Below are 14,581 nucleotides of genomic sequence, written 5' to 3'. Positions count from 1 at the left end.
CTGAATCAATCAGTTCTTGGCCTGATCGTTAGCAGCAACCTTTTTACTGGTGTCGGCTTTAGCCACTACCGGCTTTTTGGCTGGAGCAGCTTTCACTGCCTTTTTAGCCGGGGCTTTAGCCGGGGCGCCTTTTTTGGCAACCACCGCTTTCTTGGCAGGAGCAGCCGCTTTTTTCGCAATCGACGGCGCAACAGCCGGCTGCACTGCAACCAGATCAGATGGCGACAAGGCAGGCTGGCTGTATTTGCTGACCAGCGCGACCATGGTCGCTTGCGGAGTCATGAGGATTTCAACCCGGCGGTTCAGTGCACGACCTTCATTACTGTCGTTGGCTGCACGAGGCATTACCGAGCCCATGCCACGCAGGGTCAGACGATTGCTCTGCAGACCGCTCATGCGGAAGATAGCCGCCACTGATTTGGCACGATCCAGGCTCAGTCGGGTGTTGGCTGCCATGGCGCCTGTGGCGTCCGCATGGCCAAGCACCAGTACTGCAGTTTTGGGATCGCCTTCAACCACTTTGGCCACACGTGTGAACGGGCCAAGCATGGACGGCATCAACAAATCCGGGCGTGTAGCCTTGAACGAGCTATCAGCCGAGGCCACGATCACCAGCAAGCTTTCGCGACGCTCCAGTTGCAGGTTGGTGTCTTTGATTGCTGCACGCAGGCGAGGCTCGTACTCGTCCAGCCAGGCCTGAGTGATTTTCGGATCTGGCATTGGAATCACGCCAACCGTTGCGGGCTTGCTGTCTTTGGCAGCGCTATCAAACGGCCACCACCAATTTTTGGTCGATGTTGTTGCAGGAGCTGCGGCGCCAGCCACTACCTTTTCTTTCTCCGCCGGGGCATCTTTTTTGGCCGAGTCGGAACCAAATGGCCACCAGCTGAAAGCGCTTTCTTTGGCTTCGGCTACAGCAGGAGTCGCAGGCGCTGCGGCAGTTTTGGCGACCGGCGCAGTTACTTTAGTGTCTGCAGGCTTGGAAGGTGCGCTGGCGCTTTTATCGGAAGGCGTCGACGCTTGGTCGGAAGAGCCCAGCTGCCACCATTTGTGACCACCTGCGGCGTCATTCTGTGGAGTTTGTGCACAACCGGTAATTGCCAGGCAAAGAGCCAGAGCGAGGGTCTTATTAGATGACATTGAATATCCACACAATGAATTAAGAATAAAAGGCGCTATGCCTACATAAAAAAACGTATTAAACGCATAAAAGCTACAGGGTTCCGACCTACGGCCTACAAATACCCGGTTATAGACACCTCGCCAAGACTTTAACCAGCTTTTGCGCCCGTGGGTCCATCAATACATAAGGCCCAAGTGTATTAGTAACGAAGCCAAAAGCCACATCCCGCTCCGGATCGGCAAAGCCTATCGACCCTCCTGCCCCGGGATGACCAAACGCCTTGGGGCCCAGGCCGAAGGTAGCGTTGGCTACATCCGGTTGATCCAGCATGCAGCCCAGCCCGAAGCGAGTCTGCGTCAGCAAGGTTTTATCCGGACCGATGCTGTGCTCACGGGTCAATTGCCCGAGCATTTCGGCTTCAAGCAAACTGCCATCCAGCAAACCGCTGTAGAAACCGGCCAGGCTTCGGGCATTGCCGTGGCCGTTGGCCGCCGGCTGCTCCATCCGCCGCCATTCCGGCTTATTGGTGCTGGTCATGATAGACGGCGGGTTGGTGAATGCCCGAGTGCTGATCGAAGCCGGCTCATTCATCATCGCTTTCAACAGGCGTTGCGCTGCCGCATCGCCCATCGTGCCTTTGCTGCGAGCAATATGGGCCACCCGGTAAAACTCTTCATCCGCCAGCCCGATATGGAAATCCAGCCCCAAAGGCCTGGCGGTACGCGCCATTATCGATTGGCCCGCACTGCGCCCGTCGGCCCGACGAATCAACTCGCCCACCAACCAGCCATAAGTGATTGCGGCGTAACCATGCCCTTCACCGGGGGTCCACCAGGGCGCTTGCGCGGCCAGCGCATCCACCATGGTCTGCCATTCATACAAGGCAGCCGCCGGCATTGATTCACGTATTGCCGGCAAGCCGGCGCGATGGCTGAGCAACTGACGCAACGTGATCGACTCTTTGCCCGCAGCAGCGAACTCAGGCCAATACCGGGCAACAGGTACATCGAGCTCCAGCTTGCCCTCTTCTACCAACTGCAACGCAGTGACTGCGGTAAAGGTCTTGGTACAGGAAAACAGATTGGCAATGGTGTCGGTGTGCCAAGGTTGCTCTGCGTCCTTGTCAGAGGTGCCGGCCCACAAATCGAGCACCGTTTCGCCGCCGATCCGGATGCACAGTGCCGCGCCGCGTTCTTGCGGATCATTGAACAGATCGGCAAACGCCTCACGTACTGCTTCGAACTTAAGGTCGTGAAAACCCTGAATCTGCACCCGCACCTCCTGAATCAAGCATGGCTCTACAAGGCATGCATTGTTCCAGTCCCTGTGAGATTTTGAAACAGAGCAAACCGCTACCAACGCACAATTTTTGTGCATTACGCAGTCGGCGCAGAAGGTATCAGCGTGAGAGTGGATTTTTTGTGAAATCCCTGCCGAACAGTCGTAGCGGGCCCGAATCGCATGCGTGCACGCTGAACGGCTTCGACCCCGCTTGCCCACCTCCCTTTCGCATCCATTTCGAAGCCTCCATTCAGTTGAATGGAAGCGCCAGGTTTTCAAATGCTATCTAGAAGGGCGCAGGCCCCCTGGAGCGACGCAGTGACTCGCCGCCCGGTTTCGCAGATCAGTGACCTTTACCTGAATGACCGCCGGCATGGCCCGGGCCAGAGCTTCCAGCGCTGCCATCCTGAGGTGTATGCACCGGGGCTTTGGCGGCCTGGTCAGCATCGACCTGGGCCTTGGCGGCCTCTTGGCCGAGTTGATCGAGGACCAGCAGGTTGGTTTTACGCACGCTGTCGACAAAGCCGGTAAACGGCAGATCGGTGATACCGATCATGCCGAAGTGACCATTCTCGCCATCGAGTAAACGGCCGGTAACCGGCTGATCCAGGTACTGGAACCAGTGCACGCCGACAATCGACGGCTCAGCCACTGCCTGCTTGAGAAACCTGGCATAGGCCGGACCGCGGGCTTCTTCGCTGGCCACTTCGGTCATGCCGCCCCAGAACGGGCCGCGGTCGCGGGAGCCAAAGTTGAATTCAGTGATCATCACCGGCTTGTCCAGTTCGCGCAGTTTGGCGAAGTCATAACCGTCCTGCGGCTGCAGGGTATAGAAGTTGAAACTCAGTACGTCGCAATACTTGGCGCACGAGGCCACGGCTTCTGGTGTGCTCACGGCAAAGCGGCCGCCCAGCAGCAAGTGATTCGGGGCATGCCACTTCAGCGAGTCGGAAATGGTCTTGAAATAGGTATCGGCGAAGACCTTTTGGAAATACTGATAATCCGCTTCAATTTCCGGGTGCTCGGCGTTGGGCAGCGGCGCCTCGAAACCCGGGTCTTCCATCAGCTCCCACGCCGGGATATCGACACCCCAGGCTTTGGACAGGCCTTGCTGGTTACGGTACTTGTCGCGCAACTGCTTCAGAAATGCACGTTTGGCCGGTACGTCCGTGGTCAGCCGCAAGGTGCCCAGGGCCAGTGCATAGCGTGATGCCGGATCATTACCGGGGCCGGCCCAGGCCAGTTCGTTGTCCGCGAAATAACCGATCAGCCATGGGTCATCCCGATGGTCGCGGGCAGCAATCGCCACTGCGCGCTCGGTGGCCATGGCAAAGCGCGGGTCAAACGGATCGGGCATGCCGCCCCACCAGTCGGCACCCGTGCTGATGCTGGCGTAGTCACCGACTATCGACAGCGGCAAGGTGTAAGGCACCCGATCATTGAGCCCCAGTTCCGGATCGCTCCAGTTGCCGATGGTGTTAAAGCCCCAGGCTTGCAGGCGATCCAGGGCGTGTTCCTGCCAGCGCTTGGCATCAATAACTTGTGGCGCACATGGAATAACAGGCTCGGCCCCGGGGACTGTTTTGCCGGCCTCGCAAGGCTGCGCGTAAATCCGTTGCAGGTTGGCGCCATAGAAGTTGTACCAGCGGCCAACGTTGTAACCTCGCCCCTGCGCGGAACCGTTACCGTTGTTGCTGTTCGATGAACCGTAATAACCGGCCAGAGGCGCACCCTGCTCGGGCAGATCGGTGAACATCCACTCACGCCCGGCAACGTAGGTCTGGCTATCGTTGGCCGTCACGGCATTCAGGCCCAAGGAATAAAACGGATGGCCTTGCGGGGTCACCAGATTCCAGCGTCCATTGCGTTTTTCGGTGTAAAAAAAGCCGGTAGCCTTGAACCCCGGACCTTTGAGCGAACCGCCAAACTTGTCCTGATCCCCCCGTTTGGCCAGCCAGCCCTTGAGCAACTGCTGTTCTTTGGCAGCGGCGGCTTTGAGCTGTTCATCATTGGCCACTCGCTCCGGCCACTTGGCCCGGGTCGACTGGCCGTAGCTATCCACGATCGAGCCGTATACGGCCTTGATCACACCGGCATCATCCTGCACGCCAAAGCGTTCGAGCAAAATGCTTTGCGCGGCATTGGGTTGCGGGATGGACAAGGTGACCGATACCACCTGGCTGAGATCAATCGCACCTTGGGTGCTGGCCAGCAAGATACGTTGCCCGTCGACAGTCATCGGCATCGGCGGTCCCGCGCGCATACCCTGGCTGTACGGCGAATTCGCCTGCAACGGCAGTAACAGGGTTTGCGCCGGTCCCGCAGGTAAGTCGACCCGGCTGGTGAGGGTCTTGCCGTTATTGCTTTGCACGGTCACATAGAGGGTGAGCGCCCAGCTCATCGCATTCTGGATACGCAGGGTCATCATCCCCGACTGCGACCAGTCCCATGCGCCGGTTTGCGGCGTGAGACGCAGGCTTGGCGCAGCAGCCGGGTTAAAGGTCACGCGGCGCAGCACTTCACCTTCCGCCGTTTGCTCCGCGTTGTATTGCGGCAAGCTCGCATCCACGGTCGCCACTTGCACCACATCGGCAGGACGAACGAAGTTGAACAAGGTTTGTTGACCGGCAGGTGCCGCCAATAGCGGGGTCGTGACCAGCAACGCAAAAACAGCAGACAGCGAACGGCGAATCATATGGATCAGGTTCTCCCAAACGGCCGAAAACAGCCTGTGAGGTGTTGAAGAAACAGCATAGACAGCAAAGCCGGCAAAGACGCCGGCCCGGGCTTAAGAAATTTCGCGACGGAAAGGCGGCAAGGCGTTGAGGATGGCCTTGCCATAGCGCTGGGTGACCAGCCGCCGGTCGAGCAATGTAATGGTGCCGCGGTCCTGTTCGGTACGCAGCAGACGACCGCAGGCCTGAACCAGTTTGAGCGAAGCATCCGGCACCGAAATCTCCATGAACGGATTACCGCCCCGCGCTTCGATCCACTCGGCCAGCGCCGCTTCCACAGGATCATCAGGCACCGAAAACGGAATTTTGGCGATTACCACGTGCTCGCAATAGGCGCCGGGCAAATCGACCCCTTCGGCAAAACTGGCCAGGCCGAACAGCACGCTCGAGTCCCCGCCATCCACCCGTGCCTTGTGCTTGTTGAGGGTTTCCTGTTTCGACAGGTTGCCCTGGATAAACACCTGCTTGCGCCAGTCGCGCTCCAGACCGTCAAACACGTCCTGCATTTGCTTGCGCGAGGAAAACAGCACCAGCGTACCCCGCGAGCCTTCTACCAGAGCGGGCAAGTCGCGAATGATCGCCGCGGTATGGGCCACGGCATCCCGCGGGTCAGCCTTGAGGTCCGGCACCCGCAGGACACCGGCGTCGGCATGATGAAACGGACTCGGCACCACTGCCGTGACGGCGGCTTTGGGCAGCCCGGCACGCATGCGGAAACGGTCAAAGGTGCCCAGCGCGGTCAGGGTGGCCGATGTGACCAGGGCTCCGTAGGCCACGTTCCACAAGTTGCGACGGAGCATTTCCGCGGCAAGGATGGGGCTGGCATTGACCTCGATATCAAACAGCGAACCACTTTCAGCCAGGGTCATCCAGCGCGCCATGGGCGGGTTGTCCTCGGGGTCTTCGGTGGTAAAAGCGGTCCATAACTCCCAGTTGCCCTGGGCGCGGGACAGCAGGCTGCCAAACAGCGGATACCATTCTTCGGCCTGGTTGCTGGTGATGCCAATATTGACCTCGCCGTCCATGCCGTCCTTGAGAATTTCTGTCAGACGGGTGAACAGGTCGGTCAGACGCGAAAAGCCTTTCTTCAGCTCGATCCCCATTTCACGCATGTGATCGGGGATCACGCCGCCGATAAAGCGATGACGCGGGCGCTCACGACCTTCAGGCTCTTCGCCCACTTTGAAGTCGGCCACCTGCTCACAGGCAGTGAACATGAACTGCTGCTGGGCCTTGATCTCTTTCGCCAGCTCCGGCACCTGCTCCAGCAAACGCCCCAGGTCACCCGGCAGCGGATGCTGGGCAAGCAGTTTGGTGAGATTTTTGGCCGTTTGCTCAAGCCAGTCGGCCGTTGAGCGCAAACGGGTGTAGTGGGCGAAATGGCCGATGGCCTTGTCCGGTAAATGGTGACCTTCGTCGAACACGTACAGCGTGTCACGGGGGTCAGGCAGCACTGCACCGCCGCCCAGCGCAAGATCCGCCAGAACCATGTCGTGGTTGGTGACAATCACGTCCACCTTGCTCATGCCTTCGCGAGCCTTGTAAAAGGCGCACTGGCCGAAGTTGGGGCAATGCCGGTTGGTGCACTGGCTGTGGTCGGTGGTCAGGCGCGCCCAGTCCTGGTCTTCCAGGGCTTGGGGCCAGCTGTCGCGGTCACCGTCCCATTTATTGCCGGCAAGCTTCTCGATCATGCTGGTGAACAGCTTCTGACTGGCCTCATCCACTTCGATCTTGAAGCCTTCTTCCTCGAACAGCTGTGCCGTCGCGGTTTGCGCGTGGCCTTCTTGCAGCAGCATGTCGAGTTTGGACAGACACATATAACGCCCGCGGCCTTTGGCCAGCGCAAAGCTGAAATTCAGCCCGCTGTTACGCATAAGGTCGGGGAGGTCTTTATAGACGATCTGCTCTTGCAGGGCCACGGTCGCCGTGGCGATAACCAGACGCTTGCCGGCGGCCTTGGCCGTAGGGATGGCGGCCAGGCTATAGGCGACAGTCTTGCCGGTACCGGTGCCGGCCTCGACGGCGACCACAGCCGGTTCGCCACTGCGGTGGCCTTCTTCATCGGTATCGATATCGCCCAGCACTTTGGCCACTTCGGCGATCATCAAACGCTGGCCGTAGCGTGGTTTGAGGCTCTTGGCTTCGAGAAAACGCGAGTAAGCGCCCTGGATCTGGGATTTTAGTTCGTTACTAATCATGGTTCTTCGGGCGCGAGAAACGCTGGATAAATTTTCAGTGGTTCGAATGGCCGCTATCATACCCCGCTAATTCATCCTGCGCCGCACGGAGTACCCCAATGACCGCCTTTAGCCTCGCCTACAGCCTGCATTTACTGGCCGCCCTGATCTGGGTGGGAGGGATGTTTTTTGCCTGGATGATCCTGCGCCCGGCAGCTGTGACGGCCCTTGAAGGCCCTGTGCGGTTAAAACTGTGGGTAGAAGTGTTTCAACGGTTTTTTGTCTGGGTATGGCTGGCGGTGGTGATTTTGCCGATAAGCGGTGTAGGGCTGCTGCAGATGCGCTTCAGCGGTTTCGAAACCGCCCCGCGTTATGTCCAGATAATGATGGGCTTGTACATTGTGATGGTGGCGCTGTTTATCCGGATTCAGTCTCTGCAACTGCCGGAGTTGCGCAAAGCCGTGCAGGACCAGCAGTGGGCCGCAGGTGCGGCGGTCATGGGCCGGATCAGACGCCTGGTGGGATGTAACTTGATCGTAGGGCTGGTGCTGGTAGCCATTGCGGCGGCCCGCCCCATGTTTTAAGGGCTGCCCCGCCCTGCCGGGAGGCCGGGCTTCCCGGCAGGGCTCTAGATCAAAGGTGGCGCATTACCGTTACAAGCGCTCAATGGTCACCATGCCGGCGGCTCCGGCATCGCCCGGTTGTCCGGCCAGCCCCGGGCGACCGGATTTTCCGCCGTCGGTACGGTACACAATGCAACCCTTGGATTTGCCACCAGCGCCCGCACGCCCGGCTTCGCCCGGCTTGCCCCCTGCCCCGCCATCCACCCGCACGCTGATCAGCTCCGCCGGGTAGTCGCGCGGCAGTTCAACCCGTACCCGTGCACCCGCAGCACCCGCCTGACCATTACCTCCGTCGTCGCCATTGGCCCCGGCACCCGCCGCACCCCAGGTACAACCCGGCGCCTGGCCATTACCACCATCAAGCCCGGAAAAACCCGGCGCACCCGTGCCGCCACGGGCATCAATGAGCAATTGCGGTGCTTGCAGCGATTCAATCCGTACACTCAGATCCCGTGCCGCTCGGGCAGGCTTTTCAAAGGTGCCCGGAGCCCCTCGGGCATTGATTTGACTGCCTTCGTCAAATTCGGCCCGGCCAACGCGCAGCTCGATGCCAGGCTCGGCAGGCACCAGGGTGATGCGCGCCTCGCGCCCCAGGTGCAACTGGTCGATGTCGACCCGGGTGACGCCAGCGGGAATCAGCAGCGTGCCGTAGTCCGCCACTTCGAGTTTTTCCAGCTGCAACACACTGGCGTTACCCGGCAGGCGCATCAGGGAGTTGGCTTGCACCATGACCACGTCGGCATGGGCAAAAGGGCTGCACAAGGCGGCCAACAGACAAAGTTTACGCATGGCTGTCGTCTCGCTTTGAAGAAGTACCAAGGGTTTGCACGTGAAGGATTCCAACCAGAAGGATGTAAAGGCGATCACGCCAAGGGTGCGGACGGTCCCGCAGACTGCTGTTGAACAACAGCAATTCAAGTACATGGGTCAGCAGTAACAGACTGCCAGCCAGATTAATCAGTAAATCGAGCGGGTTGATCAGCGGCTTGTAAATGTTGCTCAGCGCAATCCCCCAGAACAACAGCATCAACACTTTCCCCAGCCCCCTAAGTACCTGCATACCCCTGCCCTTTTATGTTTTTCTTTGAGCGCACATTAACGGCTTGCAGGAGGCCGGCGCCAGTGAACCTTGCAAAAAAACAGCCCGGGGTTGATTGGTCTGATCAAACCCGGGCGCCCTGCGGACCTTGAAGATATCGTTCTGGCCTGAGGCTTTCGCCAGAGCGCCGAGGCAGGTTTAACGAATGATTTTTATCTCGGTACGACGGTTCAGGGCACGGCCCTCCGGGGTTTGATTACTGGCCACCGGATTCGACTCACCGGCGCCGGCCACGGATACGAACTGGCTGCGTGGTATACCGCTGCTGATCAGGTACTCGACCACAGAGTGCGCGCGCTCTTTGGACAGTTTTAGGTTGTAAGCTTCCTTGCCCACGCTGTCGGTATAGCCTGTGACTTTAAGCTGAGCATTGGCCGCGTCTTTTTTCAGCCGCGTCGCAATCACATTGAGTTTTTCCTTGTCGGCGGCGGTCAGTCTGGCCGAATTGAACTCGAAGTGAACATCACGTACCACGATGGTTTCTTCTTTAACTATCACCACCTCTTCAACCACCACAACCGCCACTATCGGGCAGCCTGCGGCATCGACCTTCACCCCTTTCGGAGTGTTCGGACATTGGTCACGGCTGTCCGGAACTCCGTCGCCATCCGCGTCGCCATCGCCGTGCACCCAGCAGTAAGCCGCGGCCATGCCGGCACCGAATACCGCACCGCCGCCCGCCCAGGCGGTACTGTTTATCGCCCCCAGCGCCGCTCCGCCAACGCCACCTACAGCAGCACAGGTAGGCCAGTCGGTTTTTTGCAAACCGGCGCAACCCGTTAATACACTGGTGAGAACAATCAAAGGTACGGCTGTCCTGATGATGCTCATATGGGGTCTCTCCTGGGGGTCGGCATTGGGCCGATGCCCCGAAAGTAAAGACCGCGCCGGGGTTATGCGCCAGCAAAGGCAATGCACGGACAAGTGCCCACTAGGCCCCGGGGCTTCAGCACGCTAGTCTTGGGGCTCTGATTGAGGACTTTCGATGACGTCTGGTATTTCTACCCGTACACCCCAGCAAGCACTGGCGGCGCTGCTTGAGCGTTCTGCGCCACAACGCCTGCTCGTGGTCGGCGCCAGCCAGTTTCCGGCGCTGGCAGCTTTTGCACAGACTCACCCCGAAGTTGTTGTCGCCCACGCGGCCCCCGGGGCTTTACCGGCAGAACTGGCCGCACAGCGCTTTGACCTGGCCCTGGTGATCGACTGTCTGGAACATCTGCCCAAGCGCGAAGGGCTGGAACTACTGGGCGGAATTCGCAACCTGAACGCCAGCCGCATTGCAGTGCTGGCGGATCTGAGTGCCTGTAACTGGAAGGACACCGATTTCTTTTCGCTTGCCCTGCAAAGCAGTGAGCGTTTTCAGCGCGATGAACAGGTACTGACCCTGTTCACTTACGATTTGCGCGAGTACAAACAAGTACCCGACTGGCTGAATGCCAGATTCTGGGCCAATCCGGAAAATTTTGGCAAATATTGGTGGTAAGCCGATGAGTACATCCATTTGCCCTTGTGGCAGCGGCAACTTGCTCGACGCCTGCTGCGGGCACTATCACGCCGGACACCCGGCCCCAAGCGCAGAAACGCTGATGCGTTCGCGTTACAGCGCCTATGTCCTGGGCTTGATTGATTATCTGGTCAGTACCACGCTGCCAATACAGCAGGCCGGCCTCGATTGTCAGTCCATTGGCGACTGGAGCGCGCAAAGCACCTGGCTGGGACTGGAAGTTGAAAGCAGCGAAGTTTTCGGCGGTCAACCCGAACATGCCTTTGTGACCTTTACTGCACGCTGGCACGATGCCAACGGCGAACATAGTCATCGCGAGCAGTCATCATTTGTACAAAGTGCTGGACGCTGGTACTTCATTGATCCCACAGTGCCACTTAAGGTCGGGCGAAATGATGCCTGCCCTTGCGCCAGCGGATTCAAGTTCAAAAAGTGCTGCGCCAGCTATCTGGGCAACTGAGACAAAAGAGGAATTAAGGAATGGATTCTCGGGCTCGAATAACAAGAACAATTGCCCTGATGATGATTCTGGCGCTGTCGGGTTGCGCCTCCTGGTTTGACTCGGGTGAAAAAGACCCGGACGTACATCTGATGCGCGTAGAGCTGGTCAAGGCCAAAATGCTGGAGCAGCGCTTCAAACTGTACTTTCGGATCGACAACCCCAACGACTCGACGCTGACCGTACGCGGCCTGACCTACAGGATTCAGCTGGACGCCATAAAACTGGCCGAGGGGGAGTACAGCCAGTGGTTCAGCGTCGAGGCAAAAAGCCACGCCGTGCTCGTGGTGCCGGTGCGCACCAACCTGTGGCCGCAGGTGCGCCCGCTGATCAAATTGCTTGAATCTCCTGACCAACCCATCCCCTATCGGCTGGATGGCACATTGGAGACCGGCCTTTTCTACGGTAACGACGTGCACCTGACCCGCAAAGGCGAGATAATCCCTGCCGATTTTATTCCAGAGTGATTGAGTAATGACCCAACAACCCCACGTTCATGGCCCGGACTGCAACCACGATCATGAGCAGCATGATCACGCCCATGACCACCACGACCACGGTCACGTGCATGGCCCTCATTGCGGCCACGCGCCCCAAGAGCCCGTGCGCAACGAACTGAAAGACGTTGGCCGCAACGATCCGTGCCCATGCGGCAGCAGCAAAAAATTCAAGAAGTGCCACGGCGCCTGATAGTTTCCAGGCTGCTTGTACACGCCGCACCTGCCTTGGGCACGTGCGGCGTGTTTGTTTGTGGCCCTGCATAGTTGCCCTGTCCCGGCAAAACTTTCATCCGCAGGTAAAACTGGCCGGGCGCACTGAACACAGCCCCTCTGGAACCCTTTGAGATAGCGCTTGCGCGGCGTCATCGGCCTCACTAACGTAGCGCCTTTCGATGACATTCCCCCCGCAGGAGCTTTGCCATGGCCTCGCCAGCCCTTACACATTTCTTACCCCGGTTCGGCGTTGCCGCGGCAGTGGTCGGCCTGCTGGGCCTGACTGGTTGCCAGATAAACAACCACTCATCAGAAAGCCTGGTCCCGACCTCCGGTGTACAGCCGCTTAAAGGCCTGGCGCAGAATGTGTCTGTACGCCGTAACAGTCAGGGCATGCCGCTGATCGAAAGCAGCAGCTTTCATGACGCCCTGTTCACCCTTGGTTATGTGCACGCCAGCGACCGCATCAGCCAGATGGTCCGTTTACGCTTGCTGGCCCAGGGCCGGCTGGCTGAGTTGAACGGCGCCGATGCACTGGACAGCGACCGGTTGATGCGCAGCGTTAACCTGAAAAAGAACGCTGGCGAGCTCTATAAAAGCGCTTCGCCACGGCTAAAGAAATTCTTTGAGGTGTACGCCCGTGGGGTCAACGCCTACCTGTTCCGTTATCGCGACAAGCTCCCGGCCGATCTGGCGCAAGCCGGCTATAAAATCGAGTACTGGAAGCCTGAAGATTCAGCGCTGATTTTCAGCCTGCTGAACTTCTCCATGTCGGTCAATTTGCAGGAAGAGCTCAATTCGTTGGTCCTGGCGCAAAAAGCCGGTACCGCCAAGCTGCCCTGGCTGACGCCGACCTACCCCAATGAAGCCCTGGCCACAGGCGAAGCAGACAAACTCAAAGGATTGATCCCGGGCAGCCAGTTGCCTGGATTAAGCGCTGTGACCCAGGCCCTTGAACAAGTCACTCGCTTGAGTCTGCCCGGAGTCACGGCGTCGAGCGACTGGGCGATTGGCCCGCAGCGCAGCCGCAGCGGCAAAAGCCTGCTGGCCAACGACATCCACCAGCCCATCGGTGTGCCTTCGGCCTGGAGCTATGTGCAAATACGCGCACCTAAATATCAGGCCGCAGGTGCTTCCATCGCCGGCTTGCCAACCCTGTTTTCCGGGTTCAACGGCAAGGTAGCCTGGGGCATGAGCATGGCCATGGGTGATAACCAGGATGTATTCCTGGAAAAACTCAAGCGTCAGGGCAACAGCCTGTATTACCTGGCTGACGGCAAATGGCTGCCCGCAACCGTGCGTAACGAGACCTTTTTCGTCAAAGGTCAGCGCCCGATTCGTCAAACCATTTACGAAACGCGCCACGGACCGTTGCTCAACAGTTCCTGGAGCACTGCGGCCGATTTAAACGCCAGCCTGGGCCTGGCGTTACAAACCCCCGACTTGAAGGGCGACAAAACCCTTGATGCCTTTTTCGACCTGTCCCGCGCCCAGGACAGTGAGAAAGCCTCTGATGCCAGCCGCGAGATCCGCGCTGTGGCGCTGAATTTGTTATACGCAGACGCGAACCACATTGGCTGGCAAGTGACCGGGCTGTACCCCAACCGCCGTGAAGGCCTTGGCCTGTTCCCCTCGCCGGGCTGGGACGGCCGCTACGACTGGGACGGCTACGCCGATCCGATGCTGCATCCCTACGATCAGGACCCGGCACAAGGCTGGCTGGGGACGGCCAACCAGCGCACCGCTGCCTATGGCTACGGCATGCAGCTGTCCAACTCGTGGTTATCCCCGGAGCGCAGCGAGCGCCTTGCGCAGCTGGCCGGCAGTGGCAAACAGGACGCTCGCAGCATGATCGCGATGCAGTACGACCAGACCACCCTGTTCGCTGCCAAATTAAAAACCATGTTTACCGCTCCCGGCATGGCGCAGCCGCTGAAGCAGGCGATCGCCGCCTTGCCTGCGGCTGATCAGGGCAAGGCCCGCGAGGCCCTTGGCCGGTTAATGGCGTTTGACGGCAAACTCGGCCCGGCCTCGGCGGATGCCGCGCTGTACGAGCTGTTCTTGCAAGAAAGCACCAGGCAGATCTTCCTGGATGAGCTCGGGCCAGAAACCAGTGCCAGCTGGAAGGCCTTTATCGCCAACGGCGGGCTGTCGTACTCGGCACAGGCCGATCACTTGCTTGGGCGCGAGGACAGCCCGTTCTGGGACGACATTCGCACCCCGCAAAAAGAAGATAAACCAACCATTCTGGCCCGCAGCCTGGCAGCCGCCATCAACGCCGGCGACAGCTTGATGGGCGCTGATCACAAGGCCTGGCAGTGGGGAAAATTGCATTACTACCTGTGGCGCAATGCCGATGGCCAGACTGTTCGTGGCCCCGTTGCGGCTGGCGGCGACCAGAGCACCCTGAATATCGCGGCTTACAACGTTGGCGGTAGCGGCTTCGAGACCACGCTGATCCCGGCCATGCGCATGATCGTCGACTTCGGTCAGATTGAACCGATGATGGGCCAAAACAGCACCGGACAGTCCAGCAACCCCGCCAGTCCACATTACACCGATGGCATCGATCCCTGGCTCAAGGGCCAGTACATCAGCTTCCCGATGCAACCGCAGAACTTCGACAAGGTGTACGGCAAGACCCGCTTGACCCTGGTTCCCGGCAAATAAAACGCTGTAAGCGGTTAATGCCATTGCCGGCTCCCACAGACTGAGTGCCACCGCACAATCCGGTCTGTGGGAGCAAACCTGCCAACTCCCACAGATAAAACTGGCCGCGCACTGTTTGTGTGCGCACGTTTTATCACGCGCTTTTTTCGGGCACTGG

Annotated in this window: 13 protein-coding genes; 6 read left to right on the top strand and 7 right to left on the bottom strand. The window is 59.1% G+C overall.

What is annotated here, in order from left to right; all coding sequences use genetic code 11:
* Positions 1 to 9: 9 nt before the first annotated feature.
* The 4 genes from WG29040_RS10755 to dinG all read right to left on the bottom strand — a co-directional run bounded on the left by WG29040_RS10755 (position 10) and on the right by dinG (position 7,337).
* Positions 10 to 1,140, bottom strand: coding sequence for an OmpA family protein (locus WG29040_RS10755; RefSeq protein ID WP_127196129.1), 1,131 nt, complete (start codon positions 1,138 to 1,140; stop codon positions 10 to 12).
* A 109-nt stretch (positions 1,141 to 1,249) separates the two neighbouring features.
* Positions 1,250 to 2,395, bottom strand: a complete 1,146-nt coding sequence (locus WG29040_RS10750) for an EstA family serine hydrolase (RefSeq protein WP_003443145.1) — start codon at positions 2,393 to 2,395, stop codon at positions 1,250 to 1,252.
* A 352-nt stretch (positions 2,396 to 2,747) separates the two neighbouring features.
* Positions 2,748 to 5,099 (bottom strand): beta-galactosidase, encoded by a 2,352-nt coding sequence (locus WG29040_RS10745; RefSeq protein WP_127196128.1) that lies wholly within the window; start codon positions 5,097 to 5,099, stop codon positions 2,748 to 2,750.
* Between the two features lie 93 nt (positions 5,100 to 5,192).
* Positions 5,193 to 7,337, bottom strand: a complete 2,145-nt coding sequence (dinG, locus tag WG29040_RS10740; protein WP_003443147.1) for an ATP-dependent DNA helicase DinG — start codon at positions 7,335 to 7,337, stop codon at positions 5,193 to 5,195.
* Between the two features lie 98 nt (positions 7,338 to 7,435).
* On the opposite strand from dinG, the gene WG29040_RS10735 reads away from it, so the two are divergent.
* On the top strand, positions 7,436 to 7,900 hold the full coding sequence (locus WG29040_RS10735; protein WP_003443148.1) for a CopD family protein: 465 nt from the start codon (positions 7,436 to 7,438) through the stop codon (positions 7,898 to 7,900).
* 69 nt (positions 7,901 to 7,969) lie between these two features.
* On the opposite strand, the gene WG29040_RS10730 is transcribed toward WG29040_RS10735, so the two are convergent.
* The 3 genes from WG29040_RS10730 to WG29040_RS10720 form a co-directional block, all read right to left on the bottom strand.
* Positions 7,970 to 8,728 carry a hypothetical protein gene (locus tag WG29040_RS10730; RefSeq protein WP_003443149.1) on the bottom strand — a complete coding sequence of 253 codons (759 nt, stop codon included), beginning with the start codon at positions 8,726 to 8,728 and terminating at the stop codon, positions 7,970 to 7,972.
* A complete protein-coding gene (locus WG29040_RS10725; RefSeq protein WP_029612262.1) occupies positions 8,721 to 8,999 on the bottom strand; it encodes a DUF1145 domain-containing protein in 279 nt (92 codons plus the stop codon). Before WG29040_RS10725 ends, WG29040_RS10730 begins: the two co-directional genes overlap by 8 nt.
* Positions 9,000 to 9,176: 177 nt before the next feature.
* Positions 9,177 to 9,869, bottom strand: coding sequence for an OmpA family protein (locus tag WG29040_RS10720; protein ID WP_003443151.1), 693 nt, complete (start codon positions 9,867 to 9,869; stop codon positions 9,177 to 9,179).
* A 154-nt stretch (positions 9,870 to 10,023) separates the two neighbouring features.
* Between WG29040_RS10720 and WG29040_RS10715 the strand changes: the two genes are divergently transcribed.
* The 5 genes from WG29040_RS10715 (at position 10,024) to WG29040_RS10695 (ending at position 14,424) form a co-directional block, all read left to right on the top strand.
* On the top strand, positions 10,024 to 10,521 hold the full coding sequence (locus WG29040_RS10715) for a DUF6231 family protein (RefSeq protein WP_003443152.1): 498 nt from the start codon (positions 10,024 to 10,026) through the stop codon (positions 10,519 to 10,521).
* 4 nt (positions 10,522 to 10,525) lie between these two features.
* Positions 10,526 to 11,002 carry a YchJ family protein gene (locus WG29040_RS10710; protein ID WP_003443153.1) on the top strand — a complete coding sequence of 159 codons (477 nt, stop codon included), beginning with the start codon at positions 10,526 to 10,528 and terminating at the stop codon, positions 11,000 to 11,002.
* Positions 11,003 to 11,022: 20 nt separating this feature from the next.
* Complete coding sequence (locus WG29040_RS10705; RefSeq protein WP_029612260.1) at positions 11,023 to 11,508, top strand: LEA type 2 family protein; 486 nt, start codon at positions 11,023 to 11,025, stop codon at positions 11,506 to 11,508.
* A gap of 7 nt (positions 11,509 to 11,515) precedes the next feature.
* Positions 11,516 to 11,731 carry an SEC-C metal-binding domain-containing protein gene (locus tag WG29040_RS10700; protein WP_003443155.1) on the top strand — a complete coding sequence of 72 codons (216 nt, stop codon included), beginning with the start codon at positions 11,516 to 11,518 and terminating at the stop codon, positions 11,729 to 11,731.
* 230 nt (positions 11,732 to 11,961) lie between these two features.
* Positions 11,962 to 14,424, top strand: coding sequence for a penicillin acylase family protein (locus WG29040_RS10695; protein WP_010655669.1), 2,463 nt, complete (start codon positions 11,962 to 11,964; stop codon positions 14,422 to 14,424).
* The last annotated feature ends 157 nt before the right edge of the window (positions 14,425 to 14,581 follow it).

Origin of the sequence: Pseudomonas sp. PAMC 29040, from assembly GCF_003994535.1 — a bacterium.
Classification (GTDB): domain Bacteria; phylum Pseudomonadota; class Gammaproteobacteria; order Pseudomonadales; family Pseudomonadaceae; genus Aquipseudomonas; species Aquipseudomonas paraversuta.
The sequence above is the reverse complement of the archived record's forward strand: the minus strand, read 5'-3'. Positions and strand labels throughout refer to the sequence as shown.